We start from the raw sequence: 19,675 nt of genomic DNA on the forward strand, positions 1-19,675 counted from the left end.
CGCCGCCGATGAGTTCCAATCGCCCGTACCTGCTGCGGGCGATTTACGATTGGATCACTGACAACCAGCTGACGCCCTACGTGCTGGTGGACGCCACCATCGAAGGCGTGCGCGTGCCGCCGCAGGTCGTCAAGAACGGCCAGGTGGTGCTCAATCTCGCCATGCGCGCCGTGGCGAACCTGGAATTGGGGAACGACTACATCGGATTCCAGGCACGCTTTTCGGGTGTCAGCCAGGCGATCCGCATTCCGGTGCAGGCGGTGCTCGCTCTGTACGCGCAGGAGAACGGGCAGGGCATGATGTTTCCCACCGAAGACGGCGACACGCCGCCGCCGGCGCCTGGCCCGGAAGATACCGGCCCTGGACCGTCCGGTGAAGGCCCGGAAAAGCCCAAGCGTTCACCCCATCTGCGGGTGGTGAAATAACTCCCGCCCGAGCCTCTTCGCTCGGGTAGAGGATGGGTGGAGCGTGGGACGATGGCCCCACCGCCCATCCCCTTACTGCTCGATCCGCGGGCGCCGCGGACGGAGCGGAATGACGTTATCCGCCGCCGCCTCCGGGACCGCCCCGCCTGCCTCGTGCAAAGGCGTTCCCAAGCTGGGCAGGCTGACCCCGGCAAGCTGGTCGCCATGCATCCAGAGGCGGCCGTCCAGCCGGTCATCGCCATGCGCGCTGACCTCGAAAGCATAGCCAAGCTCGAGTTGTCGCCTGCCACCAACCCGCCGCCAGCGAAGGTTGCGCAAACCCACGGTCTCATCCAGCAACTGCAGGCCGTGCTGCGCGCATTGCCGGCGTGCCTCGTCCACCGCCCGCTCGCGGGCGCGGGTGAACTTGAGCCACGTGCCGGCCACGGCAGCGAGCGCCAACAGGGCGATCAGATCGGAAACTTGGCTCATGCAGGGAGTGTGTGGGTGCGGCAGGCCGAGGGCAAGGTGGTCCGGTTGGCGGCGAAGGCAATTGCGCGGCGACCGCGGCCATGGCGCGCTCGCGCCCAGGGTGCGCTGCTGCAGTCAGTCGTGAACGTCCCCAACAGCGAACGCGGTCAGCGTCCCAATTGCAGCCGCAGCGACAGGTCGACCGCCCGCACGTGCTTGGTCAATGCGCCCACCGAGATGAAATCCACGCCGGTGCGCGCGTACCCAGCAATGGTTTCCACGTCCACGTTGCCCGATATCTCCAGCGGCACGCGACCTGCGGCAATCGCCACCGCCTCGCTCATCATCGCCGGCGTGAAGTTATCGAGCATGATGCGATCCACGCCGGCGTCGATCGCGCGGCGCAGTTCGTCCAGTGTTTCCACCTCGATTTCCAGCAGCAGCGAGGGATGCAGGCGGCGCGCCCCGGCCACGGCCGGTTCGATCCCGCCGGCAGCCGCGATGTGGTTCTCCTTCACGAGAATCGCGTCGAACAGCCCGATACGGTGGTTGTGGCCACCGCCGCAACGTACCGCGTATTTCTGCGCCAGCCGGAGGCCGGGCACGGTCTTGCGGGTGTCCAGCACGCGCACGCCGGTGCCGGCGACCGCTGCCACGTAGCCGGCGGTAACGGTGGCGGTACCGGAGAGCAGCTGCAGGAAGTTGAGCGCCGAGCGTTCGGCGCTGACCAGGGCGCGCGCGCGCCCGTGCAGATGGCAGATCACGCTGCCCGCGGTTGCGCGCTCGCCATCGCGCACGAGCCAATCGATCGTCACATCCGGATCGAGCTTGCGAAAGCAGGCATTGAACCAGGGGATGCCGGCCATGACGGCGTTCTCGCGGCACGTCAGCGAAGCGCTGGCGCGGGCATCGGCAGGGAGCAGGTCGGCGGTGGCGTCGCCTTTGCCGAAGTCTTCGGCAAAGGCGCGTTCGACGTCGTCGTCGATCAGGCGGGCGTCAGGCGGGTCGAGGGGGAGCGCGGCGGGCATGCAGCATCCGTTCGGTGGGAGAGGGCGGCGGGCATGCATGGAGGCCTGCAACAGCTCCGCCAGCCAGCAAGCATAACCGAGCAGGACGGGCCGTTTGCCTGCCACGCCTGTGCAGGAACTCATTTGTGAGCGATGCCCTTGCGCCCGCGAAGGCCAAGACCTCGCCCACAAGCGGATACCTACGAGCCCTCGGTTATCAGGCCAGGTCGTCCGTGCCGGCGGCCGCAGCCTGGCTCAGGCGGTCGACGATCGCGCCCATCGCGCGGTCGAACAGCGGCTCGGACGGCAGGATACGTGCGCTCCCGGCGGCCAGCGCCGCGGCAAGCTCCTGCGGGGCATAGTCGCCCACCTTCAGGCCGCGTCGGTTGACGAACAGGTAGCGCCCGCTCATCGGGCTGATCCACGACAGCTTGGCGCGGGTGACCGCGTCGCCGGTCGGGCAGAACTCCAGCCAGGTGCCTGGCTTGAGTCGCTCGACCTCGATGAGCTCGCCGTTGTCCATGGCGACCGCCGTCGGCTGGTCCTGGACCGATTCGGGCTCGGCCGGCTCGGTATCGAGCAGCGGCTGGATGCTGTCGGGGATCGGCAGCACCACGTCCTCGGTGGTGCTGTCGGGAGCCACCTCGCCCAACTGCTGCCGGTAGTAGGCATGCAACTGGCCGAGCAAGCGCTCGATGTCGCTTTCCTGAAACGCCACATTGGCCAGGCCGCGGCGCAGCGCCCGCTCGATGCCCGGCAACATGCGCAGCAGGGTGCGGCGATCCTCGGTGGTTTGCACGGGACGGGCGCTGGCGATGAATTCGTTGACGAAGCGCAGCGCGTCGGCGAAGTTCGGCGAATCCTCGCCCTGGCGCAGGATGGTGAGCACCAGGTGGTTGGCCCAGGCGCGCGCCAGCACGCCGTGGATGAGCGGCGGCAGGGTCTGGCTGCCGATGCGGTCCAGGATCTCGCGGGCCGCGCGGCGACGCGCCAGTTCCAGCTTTTCGCGGCCGCGCGCCGATTCGGCCACGCGCTGCTCGGCCAGTTCCGCGCGCTTGCGGCCCTGTTCCTGGAACGCCTGCAACTCGTCACCGAGGCGCTCGAACAGGCCCATGTCATCGTCGAAGTCGTGCAGGAGCCGTTCGACGATGGATTTGATCTTGTCGAAGACGCGATGGTCGCGGTCGGACTCCTCCGACCAGCCCTTCGCCAGGTCGGCCAGGCCGTCGAGCAGGCGACGCGCCGGATGATGGCGATGGGCGAACAACTTGCGGTCGAGGATCGCCGCCTTGAGGTAGGGGATCTGCAGCCGCGCCAGCAGCACCTGCATCTCGGCCGGCAGCGTGCTGTCGGCAAGGATGAACTCGAACAGCATGCCGACCAGATCGATGGTGTCCTCGTCGATCGCCGAAACCTGGCTGGGACGTTCGCCGCGCAGGGCGCCGATCTGCCCCAGCAGCTGTTCCTTCAACTGGGCGACCTCGCGGCCGAGCGCAGCCGGGTCCATCGCCTGCGGGCTCGGCAGGGGACCGGACGCAAGCTGGCTTTGCAGCACGCTGAGCGCGCCGAGCAGTTCGTTCGCCGTAGGAACCGCGAAGGACGCGGCGCCGGGGCCGCCTGCGCCGATGGCCCCGCTGATGGTCACGCCACCGGCCTGGGCCCTGCGCGCGCTGAACAGGGCGCGCACCGTATGCAGCAGTTCGCTGGCCAGTTCGGCTTCCGTATCGGTGTCGCCCGCGGCATCGCCGGCAGCGGCGGCCGCTGTCGCTGCCGTGGCCGCCGGCCCTTCGCCACGCACCACCTCGTGGCGCAGTTGTGGCAGCACGCCGGCGCGCACCAGTTCGGTATTGATTTCCTGGTAGAGCTCTTCCAGTGCCGAGAGCACGTAGCGGTCGAACAGCTTGTAGATGATCAGCTTGACGCGCATCTCCGCGGCGAGCTCGCGCATCGCCTGGCGGAACGCCTGCGCCAGCGCGGCGGGCGCCACCGGATTGGTGCTGTCCTCGATCTTGATGCCGCCGCAGATCACCGACAGCCGCTGGTTCACCGCGAACAGGTCGCGCGCCAGGCGCGACTCGTTCTTTGCCGTCATGCTGGTGATGGCGAGCGATTCCTCCAGCTCGTTCTCGGCCACCAGGGACAGCTCGACCGGCGCGGACGACGGGCCGGCCGCCGGCGCGGGTGCAGGACGCGTGGTAATGCTGGTCAGCTCGCGGCTCACCTGGGCCAGGAAGCTGCGCTCGACCATCGGTCGACGCTTGCGCACCTCGCGCATGCCGTCGAAGTAATGCATCTGCGCGGCGTTGTTCTCGGCCTTCTCGGCCAGGTCGAACAGCGCGTCGTCGACCTGCTCGAACATGTTGCCCAGAAGAAGCTGGAGGCGGCGGCCGGCGATGCTGCGCACGGCGCCAAGCAGGTCGCCCACGCGCTCAGCCGACTCCTGCCGCTGGCTCAGGCTGACGACCTTGTTAGGCTCATTGGCTTCTTTCATCGCCACACCCCTGAAGCATCCCTTGCCGACGACCACGGCCGCCTCGGCCACGTGAGATTCGACCTTAAGCGAGGAAACGTGAACGAGTCATGCACTGGCGTACACATTAGTCCACGCCATGTGTAAAAGGATGGCGCCGTTCACTTTTTCGAAAGGTCGCTTCAGGCAGTCGCGGGAAAGTCCTTCAACTGGACCGTGCCGATGCCTTCTTCGGGCAGCATGACCGGGATCCCATCGTCGACCCGGTAGACCACCTTGCGGTCGACCGTGATGAGACCTTCGCCCAGACGCTCCTGCACGCGAGCGCCGGCGACCGTGTCGACTTCGCCACGCTCGATCGCGGTATTGATCGCCTCCAGCTCGCCGCGCGCAAGCTGGCGAACGGGCGTCTTGCTGACAGGGCAGCACAGGATGTCGAGCAGGCGCTTGTCCATGGCGGTGGGGTGTCGTGCGGAAAGCCCGTACAATAGCCCTTTTGGGATGGCAGAACCATGACTTCGACCGCCAAGCCGGCCCGCGTGGGCGTGGTGATGGGTTCCCGTTCGGACTGGGAAACCATGGAGCACGCCGCCGCCGTTCTTGACCAGCTGGGCGTGCCGCACGAGGTACGCGTGGTGTCCGCCCATCGCACCCCGGACCTGCTGTTCCGCTACGCCGAGGAAGCGACCGGCCGCGGCATCGAGGTGATCATCGCCGGCGCCGGCGGCGCCGCCCATCTGCCGGGCATGCTGGCGGCCAAGACGCGGCTGCCGGTGTTGGGCGTGCCGGTGCAGTCCAAGGCGCTCAACGGCATGGATTCGCTGCTTTCCATCGCGCAAATGCCAGCCGGCATCCCGGTCGGCACCCTGGCGATCGGTCGTGCAGGCGCGGTGAACGCCGGCCTGTTCGCCGCTTCGGTCCTGGCGCTGCACGATGCGGACATCGCGCAGGCGCTGGACACCTATCGCGCGAACCAGACGCAGGGCGTGCTCGACCAGCCGGACCCGCGCGCATGAGCGAGCGCCGCCAACCCGTACTGGGCATCCTCGGAGGCGGCCAGCTGGCGCGCATGCTGGCGCTCGCCGGCGCCCCGCTGGGCGTCAAGACGCTGGTGGTCGACAGCGCGGGGGATGCCTGCGCGGGCCAGGTCGCGCCGCTGGTGGTGGCCGACTGGAACGACTACGTCGCGCTGGAGCGGTTTGCTTCCATGGTCGACGTGGTGACCTTCGATTTCGAGAACGTGCCCGCCGAGACGGCGCGCTGGCTCGCCGAACGCGTGGCTGTTTCGCCAGTGCCTAGTGCGCTGGCCGTCGCGCAGGACAGGCTGGCCGAGAAGACGCTCTTTCGCGAATGCGGATTGGACACGCCTGCGTTCGTAGCCGTGGATACCCGCGACGATCTCGACCGCGCGATCGCCGAGATCGGCGCGCCGGCCATCCTCAAGACCCGTCGTCTTGGCTACGACGGCAAGGGACAGTTCCGCCTGAAGACCCCGGCCGATGCCGCCGCCGCCTGGGCCGCCCTGGGCGCGCAGGGCGCCGCGCACGGGTTGATCCTGGAGGCCTTCGTGCCGTTCGAGCGAGAGCTCTCGGTCATCGCCGTGCGCAGCCGCGAAGGTGATTTCCGCACCTGGCCGCTGACGCGCAACTGGCACACCGATGGCGTGCTCAGCCTCAGCCTGGCGCCGGCGCCGGACATCGACGAACTGCAGCAGCGCGCCACCGCGCTGGCCCGCACGCTGGCCGAGCGGCTGGATTACGTGGGCGTGTTCGCACTGGAGCTGTTCGTCAAGGACGGCCAGCTGCTGGGCAACGAGATGGCCCCGCGCGTTCACAACTCCGGGCACTGGACCATCGAAGGTGCGTACACCAGCCAGTTCGAGAATCACGTGCGCGCCGTGCTCGGCATGCCGCTGGGCGATACCGGGGCGCGCCGGTTGTCGTGCATGTTCAACTGGATCGGCGATCTGCCCGATCCCGCGCCGGTGCTGACTGCGATCGATGGGCACTGGCATGACTACGGCAAGCAGGCGCGTCCGGGCCGCAAGGTGGGGCATGCCACGGTGTGCGCGCCGGATGCGGCAACGCTGGTCGAGCGGGTCGGTGGCATCGCCCGGACCCTGGGGCGAGACGATCAGGCTGGGCCTGTCCTGCAGCTGCTTGGCTGATCAATAGGACTTCAGCCCACGCCTCGGTAAGGCAGGCTGGAGCCCACGTTCCAGGGCAAAGAAAAAGCGGAGCCGGAGCTCCGCTTTTTTTAAGACCAGGTATACGCCGATCAGGCCATGTTGCTGGCCGCGAATTCCCAGTTCACCACGTTCCAGAAGTTTTCCAAGTACTTCGGGCGGGCGTTGCGGTAGTCGATGTAATAGGCGTGTTCCCACACGTCGCAGGTGAAAAGCGGCTTGTCGCTGCCGGTGATCGGCGTGCCGGCGTTGGAGGTGTTGACGATGCCCAGCGAGCCGTCCGGACGCTGCACCAGCCAGGTCCAGCCCGAACCGAAGTTGCCCGCGCCCATCTTGGCGAACTCTTCCTTGAACTTCTCGACCGAGCCGAACGCCTTGTTGATCGCGTCGGCCAGCTTGCCGCTCGGCTCGCCACCGCCGTTGGGCTTCATCGAGTTCCAGTAGAAGGTGTGGTTCCAGGTCTGCGCGGCATTGTTGAACACGCCGCCGGAGGACTTGCGGACGATCTCCTCGAGCTCCATCCCCTCGAACTCGGTGCCCGCGATCAGCTTGTTGAGGTTGGTCACGTAAGCGGCGTGGTGCTTGTCGTGATGGAACTCCAGCGTCTCGGCGGAGATGTGCGGCTCCAGCGCGTTCTTTTCATAAGGCAGGGGGGGAAGTTCGATCGCCATGAGGGACTCCTTGGGCTTGCGGCTAAGGGGAGCCGGGCAGGCTTGCCGGGCGGCAGGCCGTGCGCGACTGATACACTTGTGGTCCTGCACGCATTGTAGAACCCCCGAGTTATGGACGTTAACGAGCGAATCAAGGCGGTGCTCGCCGAGCACCCCATGGTGCTTTTCATGAAAGGCACGCCGCAGTTCCCGATGTGCGGTTTTTCCGCCCGCGCCGCTCAGGCGCTGAAGGAATCCGGCGCCGCCTTCCACGCCGTCAACGTATTGGCCGATCCGGAAGTGCGCGCCGCGCTGCCGCACTTCGCCAACTGGCCGACCTTCCCGCAACTGTTCATCCAGGGCGAGTTGATCGGCGGTTGCGACATCGTGGAGGACCTCAAGTCCTCGGGCGAACTGGCTCGCATGGCCACGGACGTCAGTGGCGCGGTGCGCGCATGACGCTCCCGATCGCACGCCTGCCGCAGCACATCACGCCAGCAGCGGACAGCCTCGCCGGTCGCGTAGTGCTGGTGACCGGCGCGTACGGCGGGCTGGGTCGCGCAGTGACGCTCGCTGCTGCCCGTGCGGGCGCGACCGTCGTGATCACCGGCAAGCGCAAGCGCCAGCTCGAACAGCTCTATGACCTGATCGTTGCCGAGCAACTGCCCGAGCCAGTGATCCATCCGCTGGACATGGAAGCGGCGACGCCGCGCGATTACGAGGCGCTGGCCGACGGACTCGAGCGCGACCTCGGGCGCCTGGACGGCATCGTGCACTGCGCCGCCAGCTTCGGCGGCCTCACGCCACTCGGCATGCACAAGCCGGACGAGTGGTTGCGCACGATGCACATCAACGTATCCGCACCGTTCGCGCTGACCCAGGCCTGCCTGCCGATGCTGGGCAAGGCGCCCGATGCGTCGGTGGTGTTCGTGCTGGACAACCCCGACCTGGTCAACCGCGCGCACTGGGGCGCCTACGGCGTGTCCAAGGCCGCGCTGGAGCGTTTCGTCGAGATCCTTCACCAGGAGACCGACACCACCGCCATCCGCACGCACGCGCTGCTGCCAGCACCGATGCGCACGGCGCTTCGGCACCTGGCGTATTTCGGCGAAGACCCGAACACCCAGCCGCTGCCCGATGCCGCGGCCGCGGCGGCGGTGTGGCTGCTCGGCCCGCAGGCCGCCTCCGCCCGTGGCGCGATGCTGGACCTGCGCCTGGCCTGACCGGCAGCCCTCGCGCCGTCTACCCGTAGGAGCGCACCGGTGCGCGACCGCCATGCCCCAGGCTGCCTGGCATGGCATCCTGACCCCAGATACCGAGCCGAAGGAGTTCCTCCATGGAAACGCAGATGACCACCCTGTCGGCGGGCATCCTGCTGTTCCTGATCATGGATCCGCTCGGCAACGTGCCGTTCTTCCTGAGCCTGCTCAAGCACGTGCCGCCCAAGCGCCGGCGCTGGGTGATGATCCGCGAGTTGCTGATCGCGCTGGGCGTGCTGCTGGGTTTCCTGATCGGCGGCCAGCACATCCTCAAGCTGCTGCAGTTGCGCCAGGAGTCGATCAGCATCGCCGGCGGCATCGTGCTGTTCCTCATCGGCATCCGCATGGTCTTCCCGCCGCCGGAGGGCGGCATTTTCGGCAAGCCGGGCGAGGGCGAGCCCTTCATCGTGCCGATGGCGATTCCCGGCGTCGCCGGCCCCTCGGCAATGGCCGCGTTGCTTCTGCTGACCAACACGTCGCCCGGGCGCACCGCCGACTGGGCCATCGCGCTGTTGCTGGCATGGCTGGCGACCTCGGCAATCCTGCTGTCTTCCACCTACCTGTTCCGCTGGCTGGGCGAGAGCGTGCTGACTGCGCTGGAACGCGTGATGGGCATGCTGCTGATCGCGCTGTCGGTGCAGATGTTCATGGGTGGCGTTGCAGCCTTCCTGCACATGCAGGTCTGACCCGCTCGCTCGAACCGTGCGTGCGCGCATGTTTGTGCGTCGGCGGTGCTCAGGTGCCGTCGTGCTGCTGTCATACTTCGCGCCCAGCATGGGAGAAAACCCCAGGAGGCGGTCGTGCTCAGCGTCGAACGGACCCTTGTCGAACGCCTGCCATGGCTGGCCCAGCATCCGCGGCTCCGTCGCCCGGTGGCCGGGCTGCTGGGCCGCCTCGCGGACGAAGTGGGCTTCAATCGCGTGCTCGACGCCGTCGGCGGTGCCGAGGGTTTCGATTTCGTCGAGCGTGCGCTGGACGTGCTCGGCGCGAGTTATCACGTCAGTCCGCGCGAGCGCGAGAACATTCCGGTGGATGGGCCTGTGCTGGTGGTCGCCAACCATCCGCTGGGGATGGTCGATGCGCTCGGCTTGATGCAGCTGGTCGGATCGGTGCGGCCGGACGTGCGCATCCTGGGGAATGACTGGCTCGGTTCGATCGAGCCGCTGCGTCGGCTGCTGTTGCCGGTGGACGTGTTCGGCAAAGGCGCGGCGTCGAAGCTTCGCGGCATCTATCGCGCGCTGGAGCAGGGCGAGGCGCTGATCGTCTTTCCCGCCGGCGAGGTCTCGCGCATGGGGCCGCACGGGGTGCGCGACGGGCAGTGGTCTGACGGATTCGCGCGACTGGCCCGGCGCAGCGGCGCGCCGGTGCTCCCGGTGCATGTGGCGGCGCGCAACTCCGCGATGTTCTACGGCTTGTCCATGCTGGCCAAGCCGCTCAGCACCGCCATGCTGCCGCGCGAGGCGGTGGCGCCCATTAAGCGCCGGATCGGTTTCAGCGTCGGCGCGCTGGTCAGTGCCGCGGAACTGTTCGAGCGCAGCGGCGACTCGCCCGAGCGGGCGGCCAAGCTCATGCGCCGGCACGTCTACCGGGTCGGCCGCCGGCGCGGACTGATCTTCGGCGGCCAGGTGCCGCTGGCGCATCCGGAGCCGGCCGAACGGGTGGCCACGGAGCTGCAGGTGCAGGGCGAAAAGCTGGCCGAGCTCAATGACGGCAAGCAGGCGTGGCTGTTCAAGGGCGCGGCCGACAGCACGGTGCTGCGCGAGATCGGGCGCCTGCGCGAACTGACCTTCCGCAAGGTGGGCGAGGGCACCAACGCGCGGCGCGACCTGGACGCGTTCGACCCGCATTACGAACATCTGTTGTTGTGGGATCCGGCGGCGCTGCGGATCGTCGGCTCCTACCGCTTCGGCCACGGCGGCCGGCTGATCGCCGAGCGCGGCCTGGCCGGGCTCTACACCGCAAGCCTCTTCAACTATTCGCCTGCGCTGGAATCGCGCCTGGCGCAGGGGCTGGAACTGGGCCGCAGCTTCATTGCGCCCGCCTACTGGCGCTCGCGCGCGCTGGACCAGCTGTGGCAGGGCATCGGCCTGTACCTGCAGCGGCATCCGGAGCTGCGCTACCTGTTCGGTCCGGTGAGCATGTCGGTCAGCCTGCCGCGCGAGGCGCGCGAGTGGATCGCCGCCGCGCACCAGCACTATTTCGGCACGCCGGGACTGGCCTCCGCCCGCCAGCCGTTCGTGATCTCCCCTGGCGTGGTCGGGCTGGTCCGCCGCGCGCTGGAGGGGCTGGACGCGCAGGCCGGGCTGGGCAAGCTCAAGCACCACCTGGACGCGCTGGGCGTGAGCCTGCCAGTGCTGTACCGGCAGTACGTCGATCTGGTCGAGCCCGAAGGCGTGCAGTTCCTGGACTTCGGTGAGGATCCGGGTTTCTCCGGCTGCGTCGACGGCCTGGTGATGCTGGACCTTGCCAATCTCAAGCCCGCCAAGCGCGCGCGCTACCTCGGCAGGGCTGGCGCATGAAATCCGACCCACGAAAGGGGTGATTCGGACTTCGTCTTGTCATAAACTATCGTTAAGTTTGCTTAACAACTGGTCGGTAGATGGGGTGGCCCCATCGCTGCTGGACGATAGCTGCGCCAAGAAGTTAGGGGAAACACACACGTGACGCATGCCTGGCCCAAGGCCCGGCATCGGCGTGTTTTTGTTCCGACATCGAATTTTCCGTTGCAAGCCAATACAGGTCGATATAACGATGAATAGTCCAATTCGTGCCAAGGCCCTGCCGTTTGCCATCGCCACGCTGCTGGCGGTCGGTGCAGCGCCTGCCATCGCGCAGAACGTTACTTCGTCGGCGGTAGCCGGCCAGGTGGTCGACGCGTCGGGTCAGCCGGTCGCCAACGCCACCGTCACGATCGTGCATGAGCCGTCGGGCACCACCAAGGTGGTCTCCACCGATGCCTCGGGCCGCTACGTCGCGCAGGGCCTGCGCGTGGGTGGTCCGTTCGACATCACCGCCGCCAAGTCCGGCCTGAACCAGGGCGAGCAGGACAACGTCTATCTGCAGCTGGGCCAGACCTCCGCGGTCAACCTGAAGATGGCCGCCGTCGAAGCGCAGAACCTCGGCGGCGTGACCGTCACCGCCTCGGCGCTGATGCAGACCTTCACGCCGGACAACAAGGGCCTGTCGACCAACGTGTCCGGCCGCCAGCTCGAAAGCACCCCGCAGGGCAACCGTTCGATCGACGACATCGCGCGTCTTGACCCGCGCATCAACGTCACCGATCAGGGCGACGGCTCGATCTCGGTTGCCGGCCTGCCGAACCGCTACAACAACATCAGCGTCGACGGCATCTCGCAGGGCGACCCGTTTGGCCTGAACGCCAACGGCCTGCCGTACCAGGGCTCGCCGATCTCGGTCGACACGATCGCCGAGTACAACATCTCGACCGCCAACTTCGACGTCGTGTCCGACACCGTCGGTGCCGACGTCAACGCGGTCACCAAGTCGGGCACCAACGAGTTCCACGGCTCGGTCTACTACGCCTACCGCAACGCCAACAAGATGGTCGGCAACGCCGGCTGGCTGGATCACGACGAGCCGGGCTACGAGTACACCGGCTATGCCCGTGACTGGACCGGTGGCATCACGCTGGGCGGCCCGATCGTCAAGGACAAGCTGTTCTTCTTCGTCTCGGCCGAGCAGGAAAAGACCACCGGCATCGGCGCCGATTCGGCCAACGGCCTCGACACGTCGCTGGGCAATGGCCCGTCGACCTCCAACAAGGTTTCGCCGGGCGACCTGCAGCGCGTGATCGACACCGCCAACGCCCTCGGCCTGCAGCCGGGCTCGTTCGGTGCGGGCGGCGTGACGCTGGAAGACAAGCGCTACCTGGCGAAGATCGACTGGAACATCACCAACAACCATCGCGCCAGCCTGACCTACCAGTACACCAAGGAAACCCAGCCGATCATTCAGGGCAACAGCTCGAACCAGATCGGTCTGAGCAGCTACTGGTACACCAAGGACAGCCTGACCAAGAACGCCGCGCTGCAGTTCTTCGACGACTGGACCGAGAACTTCTCGACCGAGGCGAAGGTCAGCTACCAGTCGTTCGAGCAGCTGGCCGGCAACGCCATCAACCAGCCGCAGGTGAAGGTGTACCTCGATCCGTCGGGCTTCGGTCCGTCGATCAACCTGGGTGAAGATCAGTACCGCCACGAGAATGCGATCAGCACCAAGAAGTGGTCGGCGTTCCTGGCCGGCACGCTGTACCTGGGCGACCACACCCTGAAGGCCGGTATCGACTACCAGCGCTCGAAGATCTACAACCTGTTCGGCCGCACCGAGCACGGCAACTACACCTTCTACGGCCTGGACAACTTCGCCGCCGGCAACTACGACTCGTACTTCCTGTACCAGCCGGCGGACGGCTACACGCTCAACGACGTCGCGGCCAACTGGACCTACACCCAGTACAGCCCGTTCCTGCAGGACACCTGGCAGGTCAACGACAACCTGTCGCTGACCTACGGCGTGCGCGTTGACATCCCGCAGGCCAACAAGGCCCCGCTGTACAACCCGGCCTTCGAGCAGGCGTTCGGCTACCCGAACAACACCAAGCTGGGAGCCAAGAACAAGGTCGTCGAGCCCCGCCTGGCCTTCAACTATGCGTTCGATACCGAGCGCATGACCCAGCTGCGTGGCGGTTTCGGCCTGTTCCAGACCAGTCCGCCGACGGTGTGGATGACCAACCCGTACCAGAACAACGGCCTGACCGTGGCAAGCTACTCCTCGTTCGATCCGGCCGACGCGGCGTTCAGCCCCGACCCGTACGCGCAGAACCGTCCGGCCGGCGCCGGCAGCGTCAGCGGCGACGTCGACACCATCGACCCGAACTTCAAGCTGCCGAGCGTGTGGAAGACCACCTTGGCGTTCGATCGCGAGCTGCCGTGGTTGGGCATGATCGGGTCGGTCGAGCTGCAGCACTTCAAGACCCGCAACGGCATCTACTACCAGGCGATCAACATCGGTGCGCCGACCGGCGTGCTGCCGGACGGCCGCTTCCAGTACTGGGCGAACCCGGGTGAGTTCCCGAACAGCCGCGATGCGGCCGCCAACCGCAACTTCGACTTCGATCGCGCGTCGACGCTGCTGACCAACACCGACAAGGGCAAGTCCGACGCCCTGACCCTGGCCCTGTCCAAGCCGTTCTCCAACGACTGGGCCGGCAGCCTGGCCTTCACCATGAGCCACGCCACCGAGGTGAACCCGGGCAACAGCTCGCAGGCTTCCTCCGGCTACGCCTACGTGGTGCGCGAGAACGTCAACGACGAAGTGGCCGCCACCGCCGACCGCAACATCGCCAAGACGATCAAGGCCTCGCTCACCTGGCAGCACGCCTTCTTCGGTGACTACAAGACCTCGGTGTCGGCGTTCTACAACGGCCATGACGGCCTGCCGTACAGCTGGATCTTCTCGGGCGACGCCAATGGCGATGGCATCACCTACGAGGATCCGGCCTACATCCCGACCCTGAACGATTCGAAGGTGGCCTTCGACGGCGCGTCGGCGCAGGTGATCCAGCAGTTCCAGGACTTCATCTCGAGTGACGATTACCTCAACAGCCACCGCGGCCAGATCGCCTCGCGCAACGGTGCGCACTACAGCTGGGTGAACGAGCTCGACATGAGCTTCGCTCAGGAAGTGCCCGGCATCTTCAAGGGCAACAAGGGCGTCCTCCGTCTGGACATCTACAACTTCCTCAACCTGCTCAACAACGATTGGGGTCAGACGGTCAACACGCAGTTCAACACCCGCACGCTGGCCGGTTACAACGGCGTCAATGCGCAGGGCCAGTACCTGTACTACCTGCCCACCGACGAGAACGGCAACTACCAGCCGCAGCAGTTGGTGCGCTACGACGCGGGCAGCAACCCGACCCGCGTCGTGTCGCGCTGGTCGGCCATGCTGACCCTGCGTTACACGTTCTAAGAGGCACAGACCTCGGCAAGTCAGGCCGGCGCCCACAAGGGCGCCGGTTTTTTTTGCGCTCCCCTCACGCTTTTGCGGGAGTTCGCCTGCAAGCGATGCTGCTGACCATCCCGAAACCATCGCCCGCAAGCGGGTTCCTACAGGATGGCGACGGACGCGCCGGCTTGACCCTGGCCCGCCGTGCGCGGGAAGCTACACGGTCCGCCACGGCGCCGGCATCAGGCCGGACGACGTCAGCGGCAGGAGAAGGCAAGAATGAACGACACCCACGCCGGCCGCGCCGGCAAGCCCGCCACCGTCAGCGCGCGCATCTCGCCGGCGGGCGGACTGGACATCCTCTCGCGCAACGAAGTCGCCCGCCTGCGCGACGCCAGCGGCTCGGGCCTGCATGCCCTGTTGCGCCGCTGCGCCCTGGCCGTGCTCACCTCCGGCAACATCAGCGACGACCCGCGCTCGATGTTCGAGCAGTACCCCGATTTCGACGTCCAGGTGCTGCAGCAGGATCGCGGCATCAAGATCGAGCTGTCCCACGCGCCTGCGCAGGCCTTCGTCGACGGCCAGATCATCCGCGGCATCAACGAGCTGCTGGTCGCGGTGGTGCGCGACATCGTGTACGTCTCCACGCAGCTGGAGCAGGGCGGTTTCGACCTCGACGACACCGTGGGCATCACCCACGCGGTGTTCGAGATCCTGCGCAACGCGCGCATCCTCAAGCCGCACATCGACCCGAACCTGGTGGTGTGCTGGGGCGGCCATTCGATCTCGCGCGACGAATACGAATACACCAAGTCGGTCGGCTACCAGTTCGGCCTGCGCGGAATGGACATCTGCACGGGTTGCGGCCCGGGGGCCATGAAGGGCCCGATGAAGGGCGCCACCATCGCCCACGCCAAGCAGCGCCGGCGCAACAACCGCTACATCGGCATCACCGAGCCGGGCATCATCGCGGCCGAGTCGCCCAACCCGATCGTCAACCAGCTGGTGATCATGCCGGACATCGAGAAGCGCCTGGAGGCCTTCGTCCGCATGGCGCACGGCATCGTGGTGTTCCCCGGTGGCGTGGGCACGGCCGAGGAAATCCTTTATCTGCTCGGCATCCTGCTGCATCCCTCGAACGCCGGCGTCCCGTTCCCGCTCATCTTCACCGGTCCCAAGCAGTCGGCCGCGTACTTCGAGCAGATCGACCGCTTCCTCAAGCTCTCGTTGGGTGAAGAGGTAGCGCAGCATTACCAGATCATCGTGGACGATCCGGCCGCGGTGGCGCGCGCGATGGTCAAGGGCGTGGACAAGGTGCGCAACCATCGCCTGGACACCAAGGACGCGTTCTTCTTCAACTGGGCGCTGGACATCCCGTTCGCCTTCCAGTTGCCGTTCCGCCCGACCCACGACGCGATGCGCGCGCTGGCCCTGCACCGCGGGCGGCCTCGCCACGAGCTGGCGGCGGACCTCCGCCGCGCGTTCTCCGGCATCGTCGCCGGCAACGTCAAGGAAGAGGGTGTGCGTGCGATCGAGGAACACGGCCCGTTCGACATCGACGGCGAGGCGGACATCATGCGGGCGCTCGACGCACTGCTGCAGGCCTTCGTCAGCCAGCACCGCATGAAGCTCCCCGGCGGCTCGGCTTACGTACCCTGCTACCGCGTGCGCGCAGAGGGCACGGAGACGGCTCCGGCCGCTTGACAGCGCGCGCTGCCCCCGCCCCCGGTGAATTGGGGCGAGGGCAGCGCAACTGCTGGGGCGCCCAAGGCGCGCCTGCAAGGGACCGCCGATTTTTGAGGCGCCCGCAAACGGTCCGACGGCGATCTCGGCCGCCCGTCCCCGTCGCTCACCCGAGAGGCTGCCATCCGCGGCTTCCAGTTCGGATCATCTGAAAAAGACAAAGAAAAAGGCCTTGCATCGCTGCAAGGCCTTCAAATTTGGCGCCCGAAGTTGGACTCGAACCAACGACCCCCTGATTAACAGTCAAGTGCTCTAACCAGCTGAGCTATTCGGGCGGGGTGAGCTGCGTAGTTTGAATAGCGTCAGGTGGGCTGTCAAGCGGGCGGAGCACCTTTCCCGCCCCTTGCCGCTCAGCTGCCCTCTGCGTCGCGCGCCGAGGACGCCTGCCGCGCCAACATGACAAACAGCCGGTCCGAGGGTGCACCCACGGCCACCATCAGATCGCCATCCGGGCTGCGCACCACGCACGCCGAAACACCTGCACTTTCCAGATGCCGCTGCGCGGCGGCGAGCAATGGAGTTGCGTCCGGCGGCGGCTGCGGCGGTGACGGTCGGCGGTTCGACGGATCTCCGTAAGCCATGGTGCACCTCGGGATGGAAGTCCGCAGCGGTTGTGGCACCCGACCCGTGAACAGCCGGTGTAACCGTAGATGGGCTCAATCCCACCGGCTTTGATATGTCATTACGGCGGGCTGAGGCCCCTGCGCGAACTACGAACAGCTCTCGGCCCGCTTGCCCCGCGGCCGGCTCCCGCGCACCCGTCCCGAGTTCGACACGACCACGCCAAGTGGCTCTCCGTCGCTGCCAGGGCTGCAGAAGAGCAGGGTCAGATTGCTGCCAGGGGCGCTGCCATCAGACAGGAACGTCACATGCCGCCGCGACTCGCTGCCCTGGATCACCAGGCGCGTATGACTGTCGCCGACCCGCAGCGGTGCGGCATCGGGCTGGTTGTCGCGATTGCGGTCGACGCCGACCAGCCAGCCACCGTCCCAACGGCTTTCCTCGCTGCAATGCACGCGATCGCGGGTCGGGCAGAACAGTATCCGCGCACGCCGCAGCACCGCCTCGCCTCGCGCGTAGCCGAGCGCCTCGATGAAATCCATTTGCGCCGATTGCGCCCGCCCGCGACGCACCAGTCCCGCCAGCGACGGACTGGCGATGCCGGCCAGGATCGCCAGGATCGCCACCACCATCACCTGCTCGACCAGCGTGACGCCGCGCATACGGCGGCGTCCGCTTTCCTGCATCCCTGCCATGCCGTCGCTCCCTGCGAGGAACGCGCATCATCCGGGGCAGCACTGGGACGCCGGAAGCAGCCTGAACGCCGCCATTTCGTGGGTTCGTGCTGACAGAGCCTGTCAGCAGGGCGCCTTTAAGATCGACCCATCCGCCCGCATATCCGTCAGCCATGACCGACCGTTTCCAGCTCGTCTCCCCGTACCAGCCCTCCGGCGACCAGCCGCAAGCCATCGCCAAACTGAGCGAGGGCTTCGAGGCCGGCCTGGCCGCGCAGACGCTGCTCGGCGTCACCGGCTCGGGCAAGACCTACACCATCGCCAACGTGATCCAGCAGGTGCAGCGCCCGACCGTGGTGCTGGCGCCGAACAAGACGCTGGCCGCGCAGCTCTACGGCGAGTTCAAGGAGTTCTTCCCGCACAACGCGGTCGAGTACTTCGTCAGCTACTACGACTACTACCAGCCCGAAGCCTACGTCGTCGCCTCGGACACCTTCATCGAGAAGGACGCCTCGATCAACGACCACATCGAGCAGATGCGCCTGGCCGCGACCAAGGCGCTGCTCTCGCGCAAGGACTCGATCATCGTCGCCACCGTTTCGGCCATCTACGGCCTGGGCGATCCGGAGGACTACCTCTCGCTGCGCCTGATCCTCTCGGTCGGCGAACACATGGACCAGCGCAAGCTGATCCACCAGCTCACCGAGCTGCAGTACACCCGCAACGAGATGGAACTGCGCCGCGGCACCTACCGCGTGCGCGGCGAGAACATCGACGTGTTCCCCGCCGAATCGGAGACCGAAGCGCTACGCATCGAGCTGTTCGACGGCGACGTGGAAAGCCTCTCGCTGTTCGATCCGCTCACCGGCGAAACCATCCGCAAGATTCCGCGCTACACCGTCTACCCGCGTACGCACTACGCCAGCACCCGCGAGAGCGTGCTCAACGCCATCGAGACGATCAAGGTCGAGCTCAAGGAGCGGCTGGACTACCTGTACAAGGAGAACAAGCTGGTCGAGGCGCAGCGGCTGGACCACCGCACCCGTTTCGACATCGAGATGATGGCCGAGGTCGGCTTCTGCCAGGGCATCGAGAACTACTCGCGCCACCTCACGCGCCGCGGCCCTGGCGAGCCGCCGCCGACCCTGTTCGACTACCTGCCGCCCGACGCGCTGCTGGTGGTCGACGAATCGCACGTCACCGTCCCGCAGCTCGGCGCCATGTACAAGGGAGACCGCTCGCGCAAGGAGACGCTGGTCGAATTCGGCTTCCGCCTGCCCTCGGCGATGGACAACCGCCCGCTGCGCTTCGAGGAATGGGAAGGTCGCGCGCCGCGCACCATCTACGTTTCGGCCACCCCGCGCAATTACGAACTGGAAAAATCCGGCGACGCCGTCACCGAACTGGTGGTGCGCCCCACCGGCCTGGTCGACCCGGAAGTGGAAGTGCGCCCGGTGCGCACCCAGGTCGACGACCTGCTCGGCGAAGCCAAGAAGCGCATCGCCATGGGCGACCGCGTGCTGGTCACCACGCTGACCAAGCGCATGGCGGAGAACCTCACCGAATACCTCTCCGAGCACGACGTGAAGGTGCGCTACCTGCACTCGGACATCGAGACGGTCGAGCGCACCGAGATCATCCGCGACCTGCGCTTGGGCGAGTTCGACGTGCTGGTCGGCATCAACCTGCTGCGCGAGGGCCTGGACATGCCCGAGGTCTCGCTGGTGGCGATCCTCGATGCCGACAAGGAGGGCTTCCTGCGCTCCACGGGCTCGCTGATCCAGACCATCGGCCGCGCCGCCCGCAACGTGCGTGGCAAGGCCATCCTCTACGCCGACCAGGTCACGCGATCCATGCAGGCGGCGATGGACGAAACCAGCCGCCGCCGCGAGAAGCAGATCGCCTACAACGAAGCCAACGGCATCACCCCGCAGACCGTCGTGCGGCGCATCGCCGACATCATGGAAGGCGCCCGCGCCGAGCCGTCCGCCCGGGGCCGCGGCAAGGCTGCCAAGGGCGCGCGGGGCAGGGCAGTCGCCGAAGGCGCCGGCGAATACGCCGGCCTGACGCCCGCCCAGGCCGCCGCCACGATGAAGAAGCTCGAGGCGCAGATGTACAAGCACGCGCAGAACCTGGAATTCGAGGAAGCCGCGAAGCTGCGCGACCAGATCCACAAGCTGCGCGAGCAGGCGCTGCAGAGCTGACACGCTCTGCTCCCTCTCCCCTCCGGGAAGAGGGCCGGATGAGGGGCAGCCCCAGCCTCGAACCCACCTGCCCGAAAGGC

Annotated in this window: 17 protein-coding genes and 1 tRNA gene; 10 read left to right on the forward strand and 8 right to left on the reverse strand. The window is 67.0% G+C overall.

Annotation, left to right across the window (positions count from 1 at the left end; genetic code table 11):
* The first annotated feature begins 8 nt into the window (after window positions 1-8).
* Window positions 9-425 (forward strand): ClpXP protease specificity-enhancing factor, encoded by a 417-nt coding sequence (locus ACFWZ1_RS05530; protein WP_439666872.1) that lies wholly within the window; start codon window positions 9-11, stop codon window positions 423-425.
* A 72-nt stretch (window positions 426-497) separates the two neighbouring features.
* Here ACFWZ1_RS05530 and ACFWZ1_RS05535 read toward each other — a convergent pair whose 3' ends face one another.
* The 4 genes from ACFWZ1_RS05535 to ACFWZ1_RS05550 form a co-directional block, all read right to left on the reverse strand.
* Window positions 498-896, reverse strand: coding sequence for a DUF3301 domain-containing protein (locus ACFWZ1_RS05535; protein ID WP_439665695.1), 399 nt, complete (start codon window positions 894-896; stop codon window positions 498-500).
* Between the two features lie 146 nt (window positions 897-1,042).
* A complete protein-coding gene (gene nadC, locus ACFWZ1_RS05540; protein ID WP_439665696.1) occupies window positions 1,043-1,903 on the reverse strand; it encodes a carboxylating nicotinate-nucleotide diphosphorylase in 861 nt (286 codons plus the stop codon).
* Between the two features lie 196 nt (window positions 1,904-2,099).
* Entirely contained in the window at window positions 2,100-4,373 is a 2,274-nt protein-coding gene (locus ACFWZ1_RS05545) for a DUF1631 domain-containing protein (RefSeq protein WP_439665697.1), read from the reverse strand.
* 161 nt (window positions 4,374-4,534) lie between these two features.
* Window positions 4,535-4,807, reverse strand: coding sequence for a Trm112 family protein (locus ACFWZ1_RS05550; RefSeq protein ID WP_231324449.1), 273 nt, complete (start codon window positions 4,805-4,807; stop codon window positions 4,535-4,537).
* A gap of 57 nt (window positions 4,808-4,864) precedes the next feature.
* Between ACFWZ1_RS05550 and purE the strand changes: the two genes are divergently transcribed.
* Window positions 4,865-5,368, forward strand: a complete 504-nt coding sequence (purE, locus tag ACFWZ1_RS05555) for a 5-(carboxyamino)imidazole ribonucleotide mutase (RefSeq protein ID WP_439665698.1) — start codon at window positions 4,865-4,867, stop codon at window positions 5,366-5,368.
* Window positions 5,365-6,519: a 5-(carboxyamino)imidazole ribonucleotide synthase gene (locus tag ACFWZ1_RS05560; RefSeq protein WP_439665699.1), complete on the forward strand. Its 1,155-nt coding sequence runs from the start codon at window positions 5,365-5,367 to the stop codon at window positions 6,517-6,519. Before purE ends, ACFWZ1_RS05560 begins: the two co-directional genes overlap by 4 nt.
* Before the next feature lie 110 nt (window positions 6,520-6,629).
* On the opposite strand, the gene ACFWZ1_RS05565 is transcribed toward ACFWZ1_RS05560, so the two are convergent.
* The gene (locus tag ACFWZ1_RS05565; protein ID WP_231324455.1) at window positions 6,630-7,208 is read right to left on the reverse strand and encodes a superoxide dismutase; all 579 of its coding nucleotides are present in this window, start codon (window positions 7,206-7,208) and stop codon (window positions 6,630-6,632) included.
* A 111-nt stretch (window positions 7,209-7,319) separates the two neighbouring features.
* Here ACFWZ1_RS05565 and grxD point away from each other — a divergent pair, with 111 nt between their 5' ends.
* From grxD to ppnN, 6 genes are all read left to right on the forward strand, one after another.
* The gene (grxD, locus tag ACFWZ1_RS05570; protein WP_231324456.1) at window positions 7,320-7,646 is read left to right on the forward strand and encodes a Grx4 family monothiol glutaredoxin; all 327 of its coding nucleotides are present in this window, start codon (window positions 7,320-7,322) and stop codon (window positions 7,644-7,646) included.
* On the forward strand, window positions 7,643-8,410 hold the full coding sequence (locus tag ACFWZ1_RS05575) for an SDR family NAD(P)-dependent oxidoreductase (protein ID WP_439665700.1): 768 nt from the start codon (window positions 7,643-7,645) through the stop codon (window positions 8,408-8,410). The genes grxD and ACFWZ1_RS05575 overlap by 4 nt, the downstream gene beginning before the upstream one ends.
* Window positions 8,411-8,535: 125 nt before the next feature.
* Window positions 8,536-9,132, forward strand: coding sequence for a YhgN family NAAT transporter (locus tag ACFWZ1_RS05580; protein ID WP_231325902.1), 597 nt, complete (start codon window positions 8,536-8,538; stop codon window positions 9,130-9,132).
* A gap of 114 nt (window positions 9,133-9,246) precedes the next feature.
* Window positions 9,247-10,965: a lysophospholipid acyltransferase family protein gene (locus ACFWZ1_RS05585; protein ID WP_439665701.1), complete on the forward strand. Its 1,719-nt coding sequence runs from the start codon at window positions 9,247-9,249 to the stop codon at window positions 10,963-10,965.
* Between the two features lie 232 nt (window positions 10,966-11,197).
* A complete protein-coding gene (locus ACFWZ1_RS05590; protein WP_439665702.1) occupies window positions 11,198-14,437 on the forward strand; it encodes a TonB-dependent receptor in 3,240 nt (1,079 codons plus the stop codon).
* Window positions 14,438-14,692: 255 nt separating this feature from the next.
* Window positions 14,693-16,117, forward strand: a complete 1,425-nt coding sequence (gene ppnN, locus ACFWZ1_RS05595; RefSeq protein WP_439665703.1) for a nucleotide 5'-monophosphate nucleosidase PpnN — start codon at window positions 14,693-14,695, stop codon at window positions 16,115-16,117.
* Between the two features lie 237 nt (window positions 16,118-16,354).
* Here the strand turns inward: ppnN and ACFWZ1_RS05600 are convergent.
* The 3 genes from ACFWZ1_RS05600 to ACFWZ1_RS05610 all read right to left on the reverse strand — a co-directional run bounded on the left by ACFWZ1_RS05600 (window position 16,355) and on the right by ACFWZ1_RS05610 (window position 17,412).
* A tRNA-Asn gene (locus ACFWZ1_RS05600) sits at window positions 16,355-16,431 on the reverse strand.
* Window positions 16,432-16,506: 75 nt separating this feature from the next.
* Complete coding sequence (locus ACFWZ1_RS05605; RefSeq protein WP_231324478.1) at window positions 16,507-16,737, reverse strand: hypothetical protein; 231 nt, start codon at window positions 16,735-16,737, stop codon at window positions 16,507-16,509.
* A gap of 129 nt (window positions 16,738-16,866) precedes the next feature.
* A complete protein-coding gene (locus ACFWZ1_RS05610) occupies window positions 16,867-17,412 on the reverse strand; it encodes a GspH/FimT family pseudopilin (RefSeq protein WP_439665704.1) in 546 nt (181 codons plus the stop codon).
* Between the two features lie 152 nt (window positions 17,413-17,564).
* Here ACFWZ1_RS05610 and uvrB point away from each other — a divergent pair, with 152 nt between their 5' ends.
* Entirely contained in the window at window positions 17,565-19,595 is a 2,031-nt protein-coding gene (gene uvrB, locus ACFWZ1_RS05615; RefSeq protein ID WP_439665705.1) for an excinuclease ABC subunit UvrB, read from the forward strand.
* Window positions 19,596-19,675 lie beyond the last annotated feature (80 nt).

It is taken from the genome of Frateuria sp. GZRe14, assembly GCF_051900395.1.
In the GTDB taxonomy this organism is placed as follows: domain Bacteria; phylum Pseudomonadota; class Gammaproteobacteria; order Xanthomonadales; family Rhodanobacteraceae; genus Frateuria_A; species Frateuria_A edaphi.

Excerpts from the sequence above, each read along its gene's own strand:
- ACFWZ1_RS05530 (WP_439666872.1), top strand. The coding sequence starts at position 9 with ATGAGTTCCAATCGCCCGTACCTGCTGCGGGCGATTTACGATTGGATC.
- ACFWZ1_RS05535 (WP_439665695.1), bottom strand. The coding sequence starts at position 896 with ATGAGCCAAGTTTCCGATCTGATCGCCCTGTTGGCGCTCGCTGCCGTG.
- nadC (WP_439665696.1), bottom strand. The coding sequence starts at position 1,903 with ATGCCCGCCGCGCTCCCCCTCGACCCGCCTGACGCCCGCCTGATCGAC.
- ACFWZ1_RS05545 (WP_439665697.1), bottom strand. The coding sequence starts at position 4,373 with ATGAAAGAAGCCAATGAGCCTAACAAGGTCGTCAGCCTGAGCCAGCGG.
- ACFWZ1_RS05550 (WP_231324449.1), bottom strand. The coding sequence starts at position 4,807 with ATGGACAAGCGCCTGCTCGACATCCTGTGCTGCCCTGTCAGCAAGACG.
- purE (WP_439665698.1), top strand. The coding sequence starts at position 4,865 with ATGACTTCGACCGCCAAGCCGGCCCGCGTGGGCGTGGTGATGGGTTCC.
- ACFWZ1_RS05560 (WP_439665699.1), top strand. The coding sequence starts at position 5,365 with ATGAGCGAGCGCCGCCAACCCGTACTGGGCATCCTCGGAGGCGGCCAG.
- ACFWZ1_RS05565 (WP_231324455.1), bottom strand. The coding sequence starts at position 7,208 with ATGGCGATCGAACTTCCCCCCCTGCCTTATGAAAAGAACGCGCTGGAG.
- grxD (WP_231324456.1), top strand. The coding sequence starts at position 7,320 with ATGGACGTTAACGAGCGAATCAAGGCGGTGCTCGCCGAGCACCCCATG.
- ACFWZ1_RS05575 (WP_439665700.1), top strand. The coding sequence starts at position 7,643 with ATGACGCTCCCGATCGCACGCCTGCCGCAGCACATCACGCCAGCAGCG.
- ACFWZ1_RS05580 (WP_231325902.1), top strand. The coding sequence starts at position 8,536 with ATGACCACCCTGTCGGCGGGCATCCTGCTGTTCCTGATCATGGATCCG.
- ACFWZ1_RS05590 (WP_439665702.1), top strand. The coding sequence starts at position 11,198 with ATGAATAGTCCAATTCGTGCCAAGGCCCTGCCGTTTGCCATCGCCACG.
- ppnN (WP_439665703.1), top strand. The coding sequence starts at position 14,693 with ATGAACGACACCCACGCCGGCCGCGCCGGCAAGCCCGCCACCGTCAGC.
- ACFWZ1_RS05605 (WP_231324478.1), bottom strand. The coding sequence starts at position 16,737 with ATGGCTTACGGAGATCCGTCGAACCGCCGACCGTCACCGCCGCAGCCG.
- ACFWZ1_RS05610 (WP_439665704.1), bottom strand. The coding sequence starts at position 17,412 with ATGGCAGGGATGCAGGAAAGCGGACGCCGCCGTATGCGCGGCGTCACG.
- uvrB (WP_439665705.1), top strand. The coding sequence starts at position 17,565 with ATGACCGACCGTTTCCAGCTCGTCTCCCCGTACCAGCCCTCCGGCGAC.